General features: G+C 69.0%; 13 protein-coding genes and 1 pseudogene. 7 read left to right on the top strand and 7 right to left on the bottom strand.

Annotated features, from left to right (window positions below):
• Positions 1–98 precede the first annotated feature (98 nt).
• On the bottom strand, positions 99–728 hold the full coding sequence (locus L8951_RS00230; RefSeq protein ID WP_244380964.1) for a GNAT family N-acetyltransferase: 630 nt from the start codon (positions 726–728) through the stop codon (positions 99–101).
• Positions 729–1,105: 377 nt separating this feature from the next.
• On the opposite strand from L8951_RS00230, the gene L8951_RS00225 reads away from it, so the two are divergent.
• A complete protein-coding gene (locus L8951_RS00225; protein ID WP_244380963.1) occupies positions 1,106–2,713 on the top strand; it encodes a winged helix-turn-helix domain-containing protein in 1,608 nt (535 codons plus the stop codon).
• On the opposite strand, the gene L8951_RS00220 is transcribed toward L8951_RS00225, so the two are convergent.
• The 4 genes from L8951_RS00220 to L8951_RS00205 form a co-directional block, all read right to left on the bottom strand.
• On the bottom strand, positions 2,700–3,404 hold the full coding sequence (locus L8951_RS00220; protein ID WP_244380962.1) for a TfuA domain-containing protein: 705 nt from the start codon (positions 3,402–3,404) through the stop codon (positions 2,700–2,702). The two genes, L8951_RS00225 and L8951_RS00220, sit on opposite strands and share 14 nt — an antisense overlap.
• Positions 3,401–4,528, bottom strand: coding sequence for a YcaO-like family protein (locus tag L8951_RS00215; protein ID WP_244380961.1), 1,128 nt, complete (start codon positions 4,526–4,528; stop codon positions 3,401–3,403). Before L8951_RS00215 ends, L8951_RS00220 begins: the two co-directional genes overlap by 4 nt.
• 12 nt (positions 4,529–4,540) lie before the next feature.
• Entirely contained in the window at positions 4,541–4,810 is a 270-nt protein-coding gene (locus L8951_RS00210) for a hypothetical protein (protein ID WP_244380960.1), read from the bottom strand.
• Positions 4,811–4,892: 82 nt separating this feature from the next.
• Entirely contained in the window at positions 4,893–5,261 is a 369-nt protein-coding gene (locus tag L8951_RS00205; RefSeq protein WP_244380959.1) for a DUF1622 domain-containing protein, read from the bottom strand.
• Positions 5,262–5,572: 311 nt separating this feature from the next.
• Here L8951_RS00205 and proS point away from each other — a divergent pair, with 311 nt between their 5' ends.
• Genes proS through dnaE form a run of 5 tightly spaced genes read left to right on the top strand, consistent with a single transcriptional unit; the run spans position 5,573 to position 12,879 of the window.
• A complete protein-coding gene (proS, locus tag L8951_RS00200; RefSeq protein ID WP_244380958.1) occupies positions 5,573–6,892 on the top strand; it encodes a proline--tRNA ligase in 1,320 nt (439 codons plus the stop codon).
• On the top strand, positions 6,889–8,139 hold the full coding sequence (locus tag L8951_RS00195; RefSeq protein ID WP_244380957.1) for a lipoprotein-releasing ABC transporter permease subunit: 1,251 nt from the start codon (positions 6,889–6,891) through the stop codon (positions 8,137–8,139). The genes proS and L8951_RS00195 overlap by 4 nt, the downstream gene beginning before the upstream one ends.
• Positions 8,132–8,821 carry an ABC transporter ATP-binding protein gene (locus tag L8951_RS00190; RefSeq protein WP_244380956.1) on the top strand — a complete coding sequence of 230 codons (690 nt, stop codon included), beginning with the start codon at positions 8,132–8,134 and terminating at the stop codon, positions 8,819–8,821. Before L8951_RS00195 ends, L8951_RS00190 begins: the two co-directional genes overlap by 8 nt.
• Positions 8,822–8,832: 11 nt before the next feature.
• Entirely contained in the window at positions 8,833–9,351 is a 519-nt protein-coding gene (locus L8951_RS00185) for a hypothetical protein (RefSeq protein ID WP_244380955.1), read from the top strand.
• A 60-nt stretch (positions 9,352–9,411) separates the two neighbouring features.
• A complete protein-coding gene (gene dnaE, locus L8951_RS00180) occupies positions 9,412–12,879 on the top strand; it encodes a DNA polymerase III subunit alpha (RefSeq protein ID WP_244380954.1) in 3,468 nt (1,155 codons plus the stop codon).
• 215 nt (positions 12,880–13,094) lie between these two features.
• Here the strand turns inward: dnaE and mtgA are convergent.
• Positions 13,095–13,763 (bottom strand): annotated as a pseudogene (gene mtgA / locus L8951_RS00175) (monofunctional biosynthetic peptidoglycan transglycosylase); the annotation flags it as partial.
• Between the two features lie 52 nt (positions 13,764–13,815).
• Between mtgA and alaS the strand changes: the two are divergent.
• Positions 13,816–16,470 carry an alanine--tRNA ligase gene (gene alaS, locus L8951_RS00170; protein ID WP_244380953.1) on the top strand — a complete coding sequence of 885 codons (2,655 nt, stop codon included), beginning with the start codon at positions 13,816–13,818 and terminating at the stop codon, positions 16,468–16,470.
• Between the two features lie 7 nt (positions 16,471–16,477).
• On the opposite strand, the gene L8951_RS00165 is transcribed toward alaS, so the two are convergent.
• The gene (locus L8951_RS00165) at positions 16,478–18,229 is read right to left on the bottom strand and encodes a cation:proton antiporter domain-containing protein (RefSeq protein ID WP_244380952.1); all 1,752 of its coding nucleotides are present in this window, start codon (positions 18,227–18,229) and stop codon (positions 16,478–16,480) included.
• Positions 18,230–18,265: the final 36 nt, after the last annotated feature.

Genomic DNA, 18,265 nt, shown 5'->3' with positions numbered 1-18,265 from the left:
GCCAATCGTCTTCGGTCACGAAAATGGGGCAGCCCTCACCCAGAGCTGCCCCACCCCCGTTCTTCGCGCCCGAACAGGAAGCTGCGAGCGGTTGCCTCCTAATATTCGCGCGCGAAGAGGATGGCCCGATAGCCGCGGTAGATGCGCTCGTCATAGGCGCGGAACCCCAGCTTGCGGGCGATATGGATCGAGGCCATGTTCTTGTGGTGGATCATCGCCACGGTCCGGGTGGCGATCAGGCGGTCCTCGGTGAATTGCAGCGCGGCCAGCGCGGCCTCATGCGCATAGCCCTTGCCTTGGAAGGGCTTGCGGATGGTCCAGCACGCCTCGGGATGGCCGTCGAAGCCGGACCCGATCTCGCGGTTGAAGTTGCCGAACCCCACTTCGCCGACGAAGTGACCCGTAAATTTCTCGAACACCGCGAACAGGCCATAGTCGAGCAGCGTCCAGTGACCGACCTGCCTGCACAGCCGGGTGAAGGCCTCGTCGGAGCCCATCGGGCCGCGGTCCGAGTAGGTGAAGGCGTCGGGGTCGGCGAGCATCGCCGCATAGGCGGGAAGGTCATCGATCGTGACGGGGCGCAATTGCAGCCGCTCGGTCTCGACGAAACATTCGGCGAAGATGAGGTCCTTGGCGACATCCTTTGAGATGTCGCGCATCGCGGCATGGGCGAGCATGTGGCTCACCTTGCCCTCGACGGCCTCGTTGATCTCTTGGGTGTCGAACATCGTTCGGCTCCTTCACTGTCGGTCAGTCGAAGCGGACGAACCGGGAAAACGGGGCTCGTCCGCTCCGGTCCGGCTCACGCAACGAGCACGTCCTGCGCGGCGGGCGGCTGGGCGCCCATGAGGCTGATGGTGCCGCCGAAGGTGCTGGCGGTCAGAACGATGGCGAGAAGGCCGATGAAGGCTTGGTTGAACATGTCGCGTCTCCCTTTTCTGTCTCGATCCGGGGGCCGGGTGCCGGCTCGGTCTCGACCATTTCCTTCTAGGGTGTCGGGCAGCCGACTTCTTGAGCGGGTCGCCAAAAGAATCTGACTCAGAATCTTTTCAGAGTTGGCGGAACGCTCTAAGAAACGGTCTTTGCTCGGGGGAATCGTTAACCAATGACTGCGGGGCCACGTCCCACGATCGCGATCGGCGAATATCGGATCGACCCCGGTGACGAGCGCGTCACGGGGCCGAGCGGTCCGGTCAAGCTGGGCAACAAGGCGTTCCGCGTGTTGTGCGCGCTGGCCGAGCGCGAGGGGCGCCTGCTGACCAAGGACGCCTTGTTCGAGACGGTTTGGGACGGGATGGCGGTGTCCGAATCGGCGCTGACCACGACGATCCGCGAATTGCGCCGCGCGCTCGGCGATGATCCCCGCCACCCGCGCTATATCGAGAGCGTCTATGGCCGCGGCTACCGGCTCGTCGCCGACGTCCGGCACGAGGCCGCCGCGCGCGAGGACATGGCGGTCGTGCGCGACGGCGCGCCCGCGCCGCCCCCCGTCCCGGCGCGGACCCAGACGCGTGCCGATGCCGAGGTCAAGGGGCTCGAGGCGGGACGCCCGCCGCGCATCGCGGTGGGCGATTTCAGCGACGAGGCGGTCGCCAAGCGGCACCCCTATATCGGCGCCTCGATGCGCGAGGAAGTGCTGCTCGGCCTGTCGCGGTTTCGCGAGATCCAGGCGGTCGATGCCAAGCATATGGACCCGGGTCCAGCGCGGCGGCGCGACTATCGGCTCGATGTCAACTTCCTGCCCGCGCCGCAGGGCTCGAAGGCCAATGTCCGGCTGCAGCGCGCGCAGGACGGCGGCATCGTCTGGGCCGAGATGATGCTGATCGAGGACGAGGGGGTCGGCGCAGGGGTCGAGGCGATCGTGCGCCAGATCGTCGCCGCCGTGCTGCCCGCGCTCGACCAGGACATCTCGATCGGGATCGGCGGCACCACCGGCACGCTGTTCGACCGTTACCTCGCGGCCAAGCGACTAAGCGTCGAGGCGCAGGATCGCGCCACGGCCGAGGATGCGGCGCGCAAGCTCGAGGCGATCGTCGCCGAAAAGCCCGATTTCGCGCTCGCCTATCCGCCGCTCGTGCGGCTCTACAACATCGATTACGGGTACAACGCGCTCGGCGCCTCGGGTCCGGTCGAGCGCAAGCGCGCGCTCGAGCTGGCGAAGGCCGGGCTGGCCGCCGATCGCAGCCACGTCCACGCCTATACGGTGCTCGGCTTCTGCCACCTCTACCACGCCGAATTCGACCAGGCGCTGAGCTGCTTTGAACATGCGCTCAAGCGCAACCCGTTCAACCCCGACCGGCTCAACGAGGTGGCGACGGGGCTGACCTATCTCGGCGACTTCGAACGCGCGCGCGCACTGTTCGAACAGTCCGACGGGATCCAGCCCTTCGCCGATGACAACAGCCAGGAAGACCTCGGGCGGCTGGCGCTGCTCGAGGGCGACATGGACGGCGCGCGCAAATATTTCGCGCGGGTGACGATGGCCTCGCTCTGGTCGCAATTGTGCAGCGCGGTGACCGCGTGGGACAAGGACGCCAAGCGTGGGCGCAAGGCGGTCGCGCGCTGGAAGACGCGGGTTCACGAGGGCTGGCACCGCCCGATCCCCCCGAGCGACGAGGAAATCGTCGCCTGGTTCCGGTTCCACCACCCGTTCCGCGACGATGCCGGCAAGCCCTATGTCGAGCTGGTGACCGCGGCGCTCACCGACGCCTAGCGAGCCCCTCGCGCAGCCGCTCGAGGAACAGCGTCGGCGGCGGCGGCGGCGGCGCGACGGGCGCGGGGGTCTCGTCGGCCAGCGCGGCGGCGACCGCGTGGCGGGCATCGACCTGCTTGAGCCGCAGGTGGCGCCGTTCGAGCGCGGGCATCGCCTCGGGCGCGATCGCGGCGGCGGCCCGCCGCATCACCGGCCATTCTCGATCGACATAATGGATGGCATGGAAGGCGGCGCGCAGGCGGCGCGCGGTCGGCGCGTCGAGCCGCCGCGCGCGCACCGCGGCGACCAGCGTGGCGCGGACCTCGACCATCGGCACGCTGGCCGGACGCCAGCCGAGCCGCGCATCGCCGTGCACCAGCGCGACCTCGTCATCGCCGACCAGAAGCCCTGAGCGATAGGCGGCCGCGATCCGCCCGAGCGGGCGCATCCCGAAGGGCGCGAGTTCGGCCGCGCGCAGCGCGCCCATGCTCGCGGCACCGTAGAGCCGCGTCCCCGCGGCCATCAGCGCGAGCGCTTCCTTGTGCATGACCGCCGCCACCGTGTCGAACAGCCCGTCGAGCAGCAGCACCTTGGCGGGCGCGCGCTCGACCAGCCCGATCAGGTCGCCGGCCATCGCGGGGGGGCGCCAGTCGATCGCCGGCCAGCCTTCCCGGTCGGCGGGCGCGAGCGAGGGGCCGGCGAAGACGATCATGCGCGTCGCGCCTTAGCGAGGCTGCCGAGCCCCGGCGCGAAGGCTCGCTCGATCGCGAACCCCTCGACCTGCTTGATCGGGAGGAAGGCCAGCTCGTCGAACCCCTTGGCCGCGAGCCGCGCCGCCAGCGTGGCAAGATCGCGCGGGCCGGGAGGGATTTGGGCAAAGTCCATCCCGTCGATCCCGACCACCGGCGGCGGCGCCAGCGCGGCGATGGCCGCGGTGCCCTCGCGATAGTGCCACGGGTAGCAATCGTCGCGCGCGCCGGCGATGTAGGTGAGGCGCCCCTGGGCCGCCTCGGCGATCGCCTGGAACAGCGCCTGCTCGGGCTCGGGATGGGCGGCGTGCCCGACGATCGCATGATAGGGCCGCGCGCCCCGGTCGTCCTGCTCGATCGAGGCACCGATGACGGGGGTCCCGGTCAGGCTGGGAAAGTGGAACAGCCGCAACCGCGCGCCGATCGCCTCGAGCACCTCCCTTAAGGCCGCGAACCAGTCCGCCGCGATGCTCTCGGGGCGGATCTCGCAGCCGAGCCGGGTGCTGAAATCGGCCGCCTCGAAGGCGGCGAAGGCATCGCGTTCGATCAATTCGTGCAGCGCCGAGCGCTGCGCCTCCTCGCGGCCCCAGCCGGTCGCCAGCCCGGCGCTGGCGCGTTCGAACGGGGTGCCGATGAGACGGGTGAAATCGAGCGAGACGCATTCGAAGGGCACCAGCAGCGTGCCGCCCTCGATCCGCTCGGCGGGCAGCCAGCGCCCCGCCCTGTCGGGCGCGGGCGGGCGCGCACGATCATGCCCGAAATCGGCGAGCTGGCGGACGCGTTGACGCGGCGCGAGCGCGCGCCAGCTCGCCGCGATGGTCGGGGCATCGAACCGCTCGGCGGCGTCGCTCTCGACCGCCTCGAGCAGCGCGCCGAGCTGCGCCGCCGCGATGCTGGCGCCCTTGCCCTGGTGGACCGAGAGCGCGCGCGAGGCGGGGCGCACGGCCTGCCAGACGGGCAGGCCGATCCGGTCGAGCCGGGTGATGTCGGCGAGCCGGGTCACCCCGGCAAGCGCGGCCGCCCGGCGCGCCGCACCGAGCAGCGCGCCCGCATCGGCGGCGCGCTGCCGGTCGATCGGGTAGGTCATGCGCGGGCGGGGCTAGGCGCTCTCGCCGGTATTGACGGGCTTGAAGTGGGGATCATCGAACCCGACCGCGACATAGGCGGTATGGTCGCTGACGACCTCCTCCTGGAACTTCTTCTTGACCTTCTCGACCCCCTCTTCCTTTTCCTTGCGCTTGACCGGGTCGGGCTCGGCGCCGGCGGCCTTCTTGTCGTAGGTCAAGAGCTTGCCGTCGGTCATGTAGAAGACCCCGTCGACGAGGATGACGAACGTCTTCTTCTTCGGTTTTTCCTGTTCCTGGACCATGTGTTTCCCCTGTTGCTGTCGCTCGCAGTCGGGGACTGTATCAGCTTTATGAGCCCGCGGTTAGCCACAAAGGTCGGCCTTTTCAGCGCACCGATCGCTCGTCGCTTGCGGCGCCGCGGCGCCACGGCACCACCCCCGTGATCTCAGTTTCGAGGCTGAACGACAGGAAGGTGCGGATCAGGATGACGAGCCCGAGCAGCCCGACCGAACGGAAGCTGAGCGGCGCGGTGATCGTGAAGATGATGTCGGCGGCGACCAGCAGTTCGAGCCCGAGCAGGATGCCGCGGCCAAGGTCGGCGCGCAGCGCTTCATAGGCCTGCCGGGTCGCCCCCTCGCGCAGCGTGCGCCGCACGAAGAAGAAGGCGGCGACGAGGATGCCGCCACAGATCACCGCCACGCCGAGCACCTCGATCGCCTCGGCCAGCATTATGAAGAGGAGGTCCCATTGCATCCCGCCCCGAACGCGGCGCGCGCGCGCCGGGTTGCATCGCGGCGGCCCCGACGAAAAACGCCCGGGCAGTGGAGTGCCCGGGCGTCCTTGCGTGACGATTGCTCGTCAGCCCCCGTGTGCCGATCGGAAGAGCGAGTTCGAACCGACCTCCATTGGCTAGGCCCCCGGCGGCGCTTCTGTCACCCCCCAATGTCGTTCCTGCATCAGTTTGCCCGAGGTTGTTGTAACCACGCCACGCTGCATCGTGCGATTGAAAAGCGCTCGCCGCCCCCCTAGAGCGATGCCGACCCATCACAGAAAGACCCGTCGCCGTGCGCCTCTCCCAATCCTTTCTCCCCGTCCTCAAGGAAAGCCCCGCCGGGGCCGAAGTCGCCAGCCACAAGCTGATGTTGCAGGCCGGGCTCATCCGCCAGACCTCGAGCGGGATCTACGCGTGGCTCCCGCTCGGCAACCGCGTGCTGCGCAAGATCGAGCAGATCGTGCGCGAGGAGCAGGACCGGGTCGGGCAGGAAATCCTGATGCCCACGATCCAGCCCGCCGACCTGTGGAAGGAAAGCGGCCGCTACGACGCCTACGGCCCCGAGATGCTCCGCATCAACGACCGCCACGGGCGCGAGATGCTCTACGGCCCGACCAACGAGGACATGGTCACCGCGCTCTTTCGCGACGACGTCAAGAGCTACCGCGAGCTGCCGCGGATGCTCTACCACATCCAGTGGAAGTTCCGCGACGAGGTGCGTCCCCGCTTCGGGGTGATGCGCGGTCGCGAGTTCCTAATGAAGGACGCCTACAGCTTCGATCTCGACGAGGCGGGCGCCAAGATCAGCTATTACCGCCAGCTGCTCGCCTACCTGCGCACCTTCCGGCGGATGGGGATCAGGGCGGTACCGATGCAGGCCGACAGCGGCCCGATCGGCGGCAAGCTGAGCCACGAGTTCGTGGTCCTCGCCCCCTCGGGCGAGAGCGAGGTCTTCTACGACGGCAAGATCGAGGAGGTCGACCTAGAGCGCGAGGGGCTGTCCTACGACGATGCCGAGGCGCTCGAGGCGCTGTTCCGCGAGGCGACCGGCGTCTATGCCCGCACCGACGAGACCCACGAGGAGCGCTACTGGGACGCGGTGCCCGCCGAACGCCAGCGGACCGGGCGCGGGATCGAGGTCGGGCACATCTTTTATTTCGGCATCCGATATTCGGAGGCGATGGGGCTCAAGGTCTCGGGCCCCGATGGCACCATGCTGGTGCCGCACATGGGCAGCTACGGGATCGGCGTCAGCCGGCTCGTCGGCGCGATCATCGAGGCGAGCCACGACGACAATGGCATCGTCTGGCCCGAGGCGGTCGCGCCCTACAAGGTCGGGATCGTGACGATGCGCGCCGACGACGCGGACACGGTGGCTGCCGCCGAGAGGATCTATGCCGCGCTCGGCGAGGCGGGGGTCGAGGCGCTCTACGACGACCGCGACGAGCGCGGCGGGGTCAAGCTCGGGGGGATGGACCTGATGGGGCTGCCCTGGCAGGTGGTGATCGGCCCGCGGGGGCTCAAGGACGGCGTGGTCGAGGTCAAGAACCGCAAGAGCGGGGAGCGCGAGCAATTGACCATCGAGGACGCCATCGCCAAGCTTTCCGCATGATCCTGTCCGCCCATGAGCGCATGATCGCTCGCCGCTACCTCTTGCCGCACAAGGGCGAGGGCTTCATCTTCCTGGTCGCGGGCTTCTCGGTCGTGGCGGTGGCGCTCGGGGTGTTCGCGCTGATCAGCGTGATGAGCGTCATGAACGGCTTTCGCGCCGACCTGTTCGACCGCATCGTCGGGCTCAACGGCCATGCCATCGTGCAGGGCTACGACGGGCGGCTCGACGACTGGCGCGCGATCGCCGACGAGGCGCGCGCGATCCCCGGGGTGGTCGAGGCGACCCCGCTGATCGAACAGCCGCTGATGGCCTCGTCCAACGGGCGCGTCGAAGGCATCCTCCTGCGCGGGGTTCGCCTCGATGACATTCGCTCCAACCCGCTCATCACCCAGAATATCACCGCGGGCAGCATCGCCGAGCTGTCGCCCGGCAGCAACAATGTCGCGATCGGCGCTCGCCTCGCTAACGCGCTCGGCGCCTATCCGGGGGCGGAAATCTCGCTGATCAGCCCCGACGGGCGCCCCACCCCGGTGGGCACGGTGCCGCGCATCGTCACCTATCGGGTCGCCGCGATCTTCGAGGTCGGGGTCTATGATTACGACAAGGCCTTCGTCGTCATGCCGATCGAGGATGCGCAGACGCTCCTGATGCTCGGCGATGCGGTGGCGATGGTCGAAGTCGAGGTGAGCGAGCCCGACCGGGTCGAGGCGATCCTCGCCCCGCTCCGCCCGGTCATCAACGGCAAGGGGGTGCTGGTCGACTGGCGGCAGATGAATTCGGCGCTGTTCGAGGCGCTCGAGGTCGAACGCGTGGTGATGTTCGTCGTGCTGTCGATCATCATCCTCGTGGCCGCGTTCAACATCGCCTCCTCGTTGATCATGCTGGTGCGCGCCAAGCGGCGCGACATCGCGATCCTGCGGACCATGGGCGCGAGCCGCGCGGGGATGACGCGAATCTTCATGAGCGTGGGGCTGATCATCGGGCTGGTCGGGATCATCTTCGGGGCGATCCTCGCCGCGATCTTCCTCTTCTTCCGCCAGGCGGTGGTCGACTTCATCCAGCTCGTGTCGGGCGCCGAGCTGTGGGATCCCAGCGTCCGCTTCCTCTCCGAACTGCCCTCGAAGACCGACCCGTTCGAGGTGGCCGCGATCATCCTGGTGACGATCGTGCTGGTCTTCCTTGCCACCCTGTTCCCCGCGCGCAAGGCGGCGGCGACCGATCCCGTCGAGGTGCTGCGATATGAGTAACCCCGTCCTCCAGACCACCGACCTGCAACGCAGCTTCACGCAGGGCGATGTCACCATCCACGTCCTGCGCGGGGTCGACCTCGTGATCGAGCCGGGGGAGATCGTCGGGCTGCTCGGCCCCTCGGGGGCGGGCAAGTCGACGCTGCTGCAGGCGGTCGGGCTGCTCGAGGGCGGGTTTCGCGGCTCGATCCGGCTCAACGGGCAGGAAGTGTCGCGGCTGTCGCAGTCGCGGCGCACCGCGATGCGCCGCGACACGCTCGGATTCGTCTACCAGTTCCACCACCTGCTGCCCGATTTCGACGCGGCCGAGAACGTCATCCTCCCCCAGCTCATCCGCGGCGCCAGCCGCGCCGACGCCGAGGCGCGCACCCGCGAACTGCTCGAGCGCCTCGGGCTCGGCGAGCGGCTCGACCATCGCCCGTCCAGGCTGTCGGGGGGCGAGCAGCAGCGCGTCGCGGTGGCGCGCGCGCTGGCCAACCGCCCGCCGCTGATCCTCGCCGACGAGCCCACCGGCAACCTTGACGAGGCGACCAGCGAGCGCGTCTTCGCGGCCTTCCTCGAGCTCACCCGCGCCGAAGGCTCGGCGGCGCTGGTGGCCACCCATAACGAGGCGCTGGCGGCGCGGATGGACCGCGTGGTACGGTTGCACGACGGCAAGCTGGGACCGGGACTGACCTTCTAGGGAGACGGACGATGGGGATGATGCTCGCGCTGCTCTTGATCTGGCAGGAAGGGGCACCGCCCGCATCGCCGCCGCCGCCCCCGCAACCTTGCGCGAGCGAGGCGCACGCCGCCTTCGACTATTGGCTCGGCGAATGGGAGGTGTACGCCACCGCCCGGCCGGAGCAGAAGATCGCCGACAGCCGGATCGAGCGGCTCTACGGCGGGTGCGCGGTGCGCGAGAACTGGATGCCGCTGACGGGCAAGGGGGGCGGCAGCCTCAACAGCCTGCGCGCCGACGGGCGCTGGCACCAGCGCTGGATCGGCGCCAACGGCGAGACCGTGGATTTCGTCGGCGGCCCCGACGCCTCGGGCGACATGGTGATGACCGGCTGGTGGGCCGATTATGGCGGTCCGGGGCAGCATCGCTTCGTGCGGATGAGCTTCCTGCGGCAGGACGACGGGTCGGTGCGCCAGCTGGGCGAGATCAGCACCGACCACGGGGCCAGCTATACCAGCGGCTACGACCTGACCTACCGCCCCCGCAATTAGTTGTGGATAAGCGCGGCGGCCCCGCTTGGCGCGCGCGGCCCTCTTCGGCATAGTGCGGCGATGGTCTATGTCCCGCTGCGCAACTTCTCGAGTTTCACCATGCTCGAGGGCGCGATCGAACCCAAGGATCTGGCTGCCCGGGCCAAGGCGCTCGGTTTCCCCGCGGCGGGGCTGTGCGATCGCAACGGCCTCTATGCGGCGATGGGCTTTTCGAAGGCGGCGATGGATGCGGGGGTCCAGCCGGTCATCGGCACGCTGCTCGCGGTCTTGCGTCCCGAGGGGCTGGGGCCCGCGGGGACGATCGACTGGCTGCCGCTGTTCGCGCAGGACGAGGCGGGCTACGACAACCTGTGCCGCCTGGTCTCGGCCGCGCACCTCGACCGCCCGGTCGAACAGGATGCGCATGTCACCTTCGAACTGCTCGCCGAGCGGACCGAGGGGCTGATCGCGCTGTCGGGGGGCGGGGAAGGGGGGATCGCCCGCCTCTTCGCAGAGGGACAGGACGACAAGGCCAAGGCGCTCGCCGACCAGCTGTCGAGCCTGTTTGAGGGGCGCTTCTATATCGAGCTGTCGCGCCGCGGCGACCCGATCGAGCAGGCGGCCGAAGAGAAGCTCCTCGAGCTTGCCTATGCGCGCGACTGGCCGATCGTCGCGACCAACCCGGCGCAATATGACACCCCCGACTTCCACGCCGCGCACGACGCGATGCTGTGCATCGCCAACTCCTCGCAGGTCGACAATCCCGACCGCCCGACCTCCTCGCCCGAGGCGTGGCTCAAGCCCGCCGCGACGATGGCCGAACTGTTCGCCGACCTGCCCGAGGCGCTCGCCAATGCCGGCGTGATCGCGCAGCGCTGCGCGGTCGCCGCTCCCACCCGCCGCCCGATCCTGCCCAAGATGAGCCACGACGAGGACGAGGCGCTGCGCAAGGCCGCGCACGACGGCCTCACCGCGCGGCTCGAGGCCATCGAGGCGGTGCGCGGGCCCCAGCCCGAGGGCTGGCGCGAGCCCTATGTGAAGCGGCTCGACTACGAGCTCGACATCATCGCCAACATGGGCTTTTCGGGCTACTTCCTGATCGTTGCCGACTTCATCCAATGGGCCAAGGACAACGACATCCCGGTGGGGCCGGGGCGCGGTTCGGGCGCGGGCTCGGCGGTGGCCTGGGCGTTGCTCATCACCGACCTCGACCCGCTCGAATTGAAGCTGCTGTTCGAACGCTTCCTCAACCCCGAACGCGTGTCGATGCCCGACTTCGACATCGATTTCTGCGAAACCCACCGCGACAAGGTGATCGCCTACGTCCAGCAGAAATACGGGCGCGACAAGGTGGCGCAGATCATCACCTTCGGGCGGCTGAAGGCGCGCGCGGTGCTCAAGGACACGGGGCGGGTCCTGCAGATGCCCTATGGGCAGATCGACCGGCTCGCCAAGCTGGTGCCCAACCTGCCTGCCGACCCGTGGGACCTGAAGCGCGCGCTCAACGGGGTCAGCGAGCTGGCCGCCGAGGTCAAATCGGACAGCGACGTCAAGCGCCTGTTCGACCTCGCGACCAAGCTCGAGGGGCTGCCGCGCCACTCCTCAACCCACGCCGCGGGCGTCGTCATCGGCGATCGCCCGCTCGATCGCCTCGTCCCGCTCTACCGCGACCCGCGCTCGGACATGCCGGTGACCCAGTTCGACATGAAGCATGTCGAGCAGGCCGGGCTCGTCAAATTCGACTTCCTCGGGCTCAAGACGCTGTCGGTGCTCAAGGAAGGCGCGCGGCTGTGCGCCAAGAAGGGCGTCGAGGTCGACTATTCCACCCTCCCGTGGGACGACGAGGAAGTCTACAAGCTGCTCCAGCGGGGCGACACGGTCGGGGTGTTCCAGCTCGAATCGGAGGGCATGCGGCGCACGCTCGCCGCCGTCCGCCCGACCAATTTCGGCGACATCATCGCACTCGTTTCGCTCTATCGCCCGGGGCCGATGGACAACATCCCGCTGTTCGGCGACCGCAAGAACGGGCGCGCCGAGATCGAATATCCGCACCCGCTCCTGAAGGACGTGCTGGCCGAGACCTACGGCATCTTCGTCTACCAGGAACAGGTGATGCAGGCCGCGCAGGTGCTCGCCGGCTACAGCCTCGGCGACGCCGACCTGCTTCGCCGCGCGATGGGCAAGAAGATCCAGGCCGAGATGGACAAGCAGCGCGCCCGCTTCGTCGAGGGCGCCGCGAAGAACGACATCTCGGCCGCCAAGGCCAACGAATTGTTCGACATCATCGACAAGTTCGCTGGCTACGGCTTCAACAAATCGCACGCCGCCGCTTACGCGCTGGTCGCCTATCACACCGCCTGGCTCAAGGTGCATCACCCGGCCGAATTCTACGCCGCCTCGATGACCTACGACATGAACCTGACCGACAAGCTCGCGCTGTTCGTCGACGATTGCCGCCGCTCGGGCATCGATGTCACCCCGCCCGCGATCAACGAGGCGATGGCCGAATTCGACGTCCAGGACGGCAAGGTTCGCTATGCCCTCGGCGCCTTGAAGGGCGTGGGCGAGAAGGCGATGGAGCAGCTCACGCAAGAGCGCGACGCCAATGGCAAGTTCGAGAGCCTCGAGGATTTCGCCGGCCGCATCGACCCGCGGCTCCTCAACCGCCGCCAATTGGAGGCGCTCGCAAGCGCGGGCAGTTTCGATGCGCTCAACGATGACCGCGCCAGCGTCCATGCCGGCGCCGAGACCATCCTCAAGCACGCGCAGCAGGCGGCGGGCGAGCGCGAGAGCGGGCAGGGGGGGCTGTTCGGCGGCGCCGATGCCGAGCCCGAGGTCGCCGCGATCCGGCTGCCGCACGCCGAGTGGAACCTCGCCGAGCGGATGAACGCCGAGCGCGATGCCTTCGGATTCTATTTCTCCTCGCACCCCGTCGAGGCGCATGCGCACCTGCTCGCCGCGCACAAGGTCAAGCGGCACGCCGAGCTTGCCGGCCTCAAGGTCGAGCCCGGCAGCCGCGCCAACGTACGCATGGCGGGGCTCGTCGAGGAGGCGCGCTGGCGCACCTCGCAGCGCGGGCGGCGCTACCTCATGATGACGCTGTCCGACCCCTCGGGGCAGTTCACCTCGATGTGCTTCGACGAGGAAGCCTCGGCCGCGATCGAGGAGGCCGCCAAGTCGGGCGAGCCCGGGCTGATCACCGCCGAGCTCGACCGCCGCGAGGGCGAGGAGGAGGTCCGCGTCACGGTCAAGGCGTTCAAGCCCTTCTCCAAACTGGAAACCAACAACCGCCTGCGGCTCGACGTCACGCTGACCGATGCCGCGCAGGCGGCGCTGCTCGCGCAGGCGCTGACGACGGGCGATCGCGGCGCGGTCTATGTCACGGTGAGGGTCGCCGACGGGCGCGAGGCCATGTTGCTGCTCGGGCGCGAGTACAGGCTCGATCCCGACCTCGCCGACCGCCTCCAGCGCCAGCTCGGCGAGGACAAGGTCAAGCTCTCGGCGGCCATCAACGAGGGACCGCGGCTGGCCTATTCGGCCGCCGGCTAGAACTCGTCGGGCGTCGTCGAGGGCGGCGCTTCGACGGGGTCGATGCCCGGGGTCTCGTCGGGGCTCGGCTCGATCGGGTCGGGCACCGGCTCGTCGGGCACGGGGGGCACGTCGAGCGGCGCCGGTTCGGGCGTCGAGGGGCGGCTCGGCTGCGGCACCGGCGCGGGGTCGGGTTGCGGCTGTTCGGGCGTTTCTTGGCTCATCGGGGCAACTCCTTCATAGACGCAGGCATCGAGGCGGTCGCGTTCGACCACGTCCATGCGCGCGGCGATCGTGGAACCATAACGCGCGGTGAAGCCGGTCGGGTTGCGCCCCGGTCGTTCCTTGGGCAATGGCAGCACCGCCGCGATCGCCGCCGCCTCGCGTCGCGACAGGCTCGAGGCGTCCTTGCCGAAATAGCGCCGCGCCCCCTCGGTCACTCCGTAGGTGCCGATCCCCGTCTCGGCGACGTTGAGATAGACCTCCATGATCCGCCGCTTGCCCCAGAGCCGTTCGACCAGGAAGGTATAATAGGCCTCGAGCCCCTTGCGGACATAGCCGCCGCCTTGCCACAGGAAGACGTTCTTGGCGGTCTGCTGCGAGATCGTCGAACCGCCGCGGATCCGCCCGCCGCGCGCATTCTGCTCGGCGGCCTCGCGCATCGCTTCCCAGTCGAACCCGGCGTGCTGGCAGAACTTGCTGTCCTCGGCCGCGATCACCGCGCGGACCATGTCGCGGTCGATCGCCTCGAGCGGTTCCCAGTCGCGGGCGATGCCATTGGCATCGCCGAGCATGGTGATCGTCCAATAGGGCGGGACGAAGCGGTAGAAGCCGACCAGCGCGAGGCTGGAGACGAAGAGGAACAGGCCGAGCCAGAGCAGCCATGTGAACAGCTTGCGTACCATGCCTCCTTCTTAATCGCTTGCCGCAATGCAGCAAGATGCATAGATCGGCCCCATGACCTCGACCAACGATATTCGCCGCAGCTTCCTCGACTATTTCCATGGCCAGGGCCACGAGAAGGTGGCGAGCGCGCCGCTCGTCCCGCACAACGATCCCACGCTGATGTTCGTCAACGCGGGGATGGTGCCCTTCAAGAACGTCTTCACCGGGCTCGAGAGCCGCGACTATTCGACCGCGACCTCGAGCCAGAAGTGCGTGCGCGCCGGCGGCAAGCACAACGACCTCGACAATGTCGGCTATACCGCGCGCCACCACACCTTCTTCGAGATGCTCGGCAATTTCAGCTTCGGCGACTATTTCAAGGAGCAGGCGATCAGCCATGCGTGGACGCTGCTGACCAAGGAATGGGGGCTGCCTGCCGAGAAGCTGACGGCGACGGTCTACCACAGCGACGACGAGGCGTTCGCGCTGTGGAAGAAGATCGCGGGGCTGCCCGAGGAGCGGATCATCCGCATCGCCACCAAGGACAATTTCTGGGCGATGGGCGCCGACGGTCCCTGCGGGCCGTGCAGCGAGATCTTCTACGATCATGGCGAGGCGATCGCCGGGGGCCCTCCGGGGAGCCCGGACGAGGACGGCGATCGCTTCGTCGAGATCTGGAACCTCGTCTTCATGCAGCACCAGCAGGTCGATGACGAGATCGTCGGCGACCTGCCCCGTCCCTCGATCGACACCGGCATGGGGCTCGAGCGCATCGCCGCGGTGATGCAGGGGGTGCACGACAATTACGACATCGACCTGTTCAAGGCGCTGATCGCGGCGTCGGAGGAACTGACCAGGACCGACAGCACGGGCGATCGGCAGGCGAGCCACCGCGTCATCGCCGACCACCTGCGCTCCTCGTCCTTCCTCATCGCCGACGGCGTGCTGCCCGCCAACGAGGGTCGCGGCTATGTCCTCCGGCGCATCATGCGTCGCGCCATGCGCCACGCGCACCTGCTCGGCGCCGCGGACCCGCTGATGCACCGGCTCGTGCCCGAACTGGTGAGCGAGATGGGCGGCGCCTTCCCCGAACTGGTGCGCGCGCAGGCCCTGATCGAGCAGACGCTCGAGGCCGAGGAGGTGCGTTTCCGCCGCACGCTGGCCAACGGGCTGAAGCTGCTCGACGAGGCCAAGGCGGGGATGGGCGAGGGCGACAAATTGCCCGGCGAGACCGCCTTCAAGCTCTACGACACCTACGGCTTCCCCTTCGATCTCACCGAGGACGCGCTGCGCCGCGAGGGGCTCGCGGTCGACCGCGAAGGGTTCGATGCCGCGATGGCCAAGCAGAAGCAGGCCGCGCGCGCCGCGTGGAAGGGTTCGGGCGAGCAGGCGTCCGACGAGCTGTGGTACGACCTGGCCGACCAGCATGGCGCGACCGAATTCACCGGCTACACCGCGACCAGCGGCGAGGGGGTGGTGCAGGCGATCGTCAAGGATGGTGCGGTGGTCGACAGCGCCGGCGAGGGCGACGAAGTACAGCTGCTGCTCAACCAGACGCCCTTCTACGGCGAAAGCGGCGGGCAGGTCGGCGATGCCGGCCAGCTGTCGACCAACGAGGGTTTCCTCGCGGTGGTGAGCGATACCGCCAAGCCGCTCGGCAAGCTGCATGCGCTCCGCGCCAAGATCGCCAAGGGCACGGTCAAGCGCGGCGACACGCTCCACCAGGAGGTCGATGCCGAGCGGCGCGACCGGGTGCGCGCCAACCATTCGGCGACGCACCTCCTCCACGCCGCGCTGCGCGGCATCCTTGGCGAGCATGTCATCCAGAAGGGCAGCCTCGTAGCGCCCGACCGGCTGCGGTTCGACTTCGCGCACCCCAACGCGCTCTCCCCCGACGAGATCGCCGCGATCGAGGCCGAGGTGAACGGGGAAATCCGCGCCAACGAGAGCGTGGGTACCCAGCTGATGGCCCCCGACGAGGCGGTCGAGGCGGGCGCGCTCGCGCTGTTCGGCGAGAAATATGGCGACGAGGTTCGCGTCCTGTCGATGGGGCGCCAACGGGCCGACAAGCGCTATTCGGTCGAGCTGTGCGGGGGCACCCATGTCCGCGCCACCGGCGACATCCAGCTGTTCAAGATCATCGCCGAAAGCGCGGTCTCCTCGGGGGTGCGGCGGATCGAGGCGCTGACCGGCGAGGCGGCGCGGCAGTGGCTGCTCGAGCGCGATGCCAAGCTTCGCGCGGCGGCGGCGAGCCTCAAGGCCGCCCCCGACGAGGTGCCGGCGCGCATCGCCGCGCTGGTCGACACGGCGCGCAAGCTCGAGAAGGAGCTGGCCGAAGCCAAGAAGGCGCTGGCGATGGGCGGCGGTGGCGGCGCGGCGGCGGGCCCCGAGGATATCGCGGGGATCCCCTTCCTCGGCAAGGTCGTCGATGGCCTCGAGGCCAAGGCGCTGCGCCCCACGGTCGACGAGATGAAGGGCCAGCTCGGCTCGGGGGTGGCCGCGCTGGTCGCCATCAACGAGGGCCGCGCCAGCGTCGCGGTCGGGGTGACCGACGATCGCAAGGACGATGTCAGCGCGGTCGACCTCGTCCGCGCGGCGGTCGAACAGCTCGGCGGCAAGGGCGGCGGCGGTCGTCCCGACATGGCGCAGGGCGGTGGCCCCGAGGCGGACAAGGCCGAGGCCGCGCTGCAGGCGGTCAAGGACCGGATAGCCAGCGTGAGCGCCTGAACGCGGCTCAGGTCTCGCGGCGCTTGCCGAGGCTCGGTGCCTCGTCGAGCCCGCCGGCCTGCATGATCCGTTCGCGCAGCACGCTGCGCTTCTCGTGGATGCTCGCGATCACCGGGCCCATCGCCAGCCCGATGTCGACCAGCACCGCCTCGGACAATTGCAGCGAGGCCTCGAGCGCCTCGGGCACCGCATCGGTCACCCCGGCCTTGTAGAGCCGCGCGGCATGCTCGCTGTCGCGGGCGCGGGCGATGATCGGCAGGTCGGGGTGGTCGTGACGGATCGCCTTGGTGAGCCGCGCGGTCAGCACCGGATCGTCCATCGTGAGTACCAGCGCGGCGGCGTGACCCAGCTTGAGTTTTTCGAGCATGTCGGGACGCGCCACGTCGCCATAGAGGACGTCGAACCCGCGGCGCCGGTTGAGGCGGACCGCGTCGATGTCATTGTCGATCGCCAGATAGGGGCGGTCATGCTCCTTGAGCATCTCGACGATCATCTGCCCGACGCGCCCGAAGCCGAAGACCACCGTGCGGCCCATCGCCGGATCCTCCTCGAGCTCGGTCGCGGTGGCGCCCTTCTCGACCCGCCGACCGGCGACGCGACCGAGGTCGGCGAGGAAGGGGGTGATCGTCAGCCCCAGCGCGGTCACCGCCGACCAGAAACTCACCGTATCCATCGCCAACACCCCCGCGGTGCCCGCCGCGCCGAGGAGGATCAGCGTGGTCTCCGACGGGCTGGCCATCAGGATGCCCGTCTCGGCCGCCACCCCGCGCCGCGCCCCGGCGATGCGCAGCAGCGAGCCGGTGACCAGCGCCTTGACCCCGATCACGCTGGCCAGCCCGGTGACCAGCAACGGCCATTGCTGGAGGATCTCGGGCACGTTGATGAGCATGCCGATCGAGATGAGGAAGACGCCGAGGCCGAGCCCGCGCAGCGGCGCTATCACGACCTCGACCTCCGAATGATATTCGGTTTCGGCGATCAGCATGCCCGCGAGCAGCGCGCCCATGATCGGCGACAGGCCCGCGACCGAGGTGGCGACCGCCGCGAGGATGACGGTGAGCAGCGAGATGGCGAAGAAGCCCTCGGGGCTCTTGGCGCGCGCGGCCTGCGCGAACAGCGCGGGGAGTGCGAAGCGCCCGACGACGAGGATGCCGACCACCGCGATGGAGCCACTGATGAGGACGCTGCGCAGCCCGTCGACATCGGCGCCGCCGACGGTGCCGAAGACGAACAGCATCGGCACCAGCGCGACATCCTCGAACAGCAGCATGGCGAGCGCGGCGCGCCCGACGGCGCTCTGCGTACCCGAGATGGGCAGGACGAGCGCGGTCGAGGACATGGCGAGCGCGAGCCCGAGCGCGGCCGCGCTCTTGAGCTCCCAGCCGATCGCGAAGAGCAGCACCGCGCCGAAGATCGAGGCGGTGATGATGAGTTCGGCCGCGCCGATGCCGAACACCATGCGCCGCAGCGCCCACAGCCGCCGGAAGCTGAGTTCGAGCCCGATCGCGAACAGCAGGAGGATGACCCCGAAGTCGGCGAAGGGGCGAATGGCCTCGGGATCGTCGATGGTGAAGTGGCGCAGCCAGCGGATCTCGTCGGACATCGCGCCCAGCGCGAAGGGGCCGGTGATGATCCCGACGAGGATGAAGCCGATGACCGGGTTGACCTTGAAGCGGGCGAAGGCGGGGATGACGATCCCCGCCGCGCCGAGGATCACCAGCGCGTTGCCGAGGCCATCGAGTTGGAGTTCGCCCGCCATCAGCCGCTTGTGCCGCAAGAGCGGTGCGCTGTCACC

Origin of the sequence: Sphingomicrobium astaxanthinifaciens, assembly GCF_022865105.1 — a bacterium.
In the GTDB taxonomy this organism is placed as follows: Bacteria; Pseudomonadota; Alphaproteobacteria; order Sphingomonadales; family Sphingomonadaceae; genus Sphingomicrobium; species Sphingomicrobium astaxanthinifaciens.
This window is presented reverse-complemented; position numbering and strand designations above follow the sequence as displayed.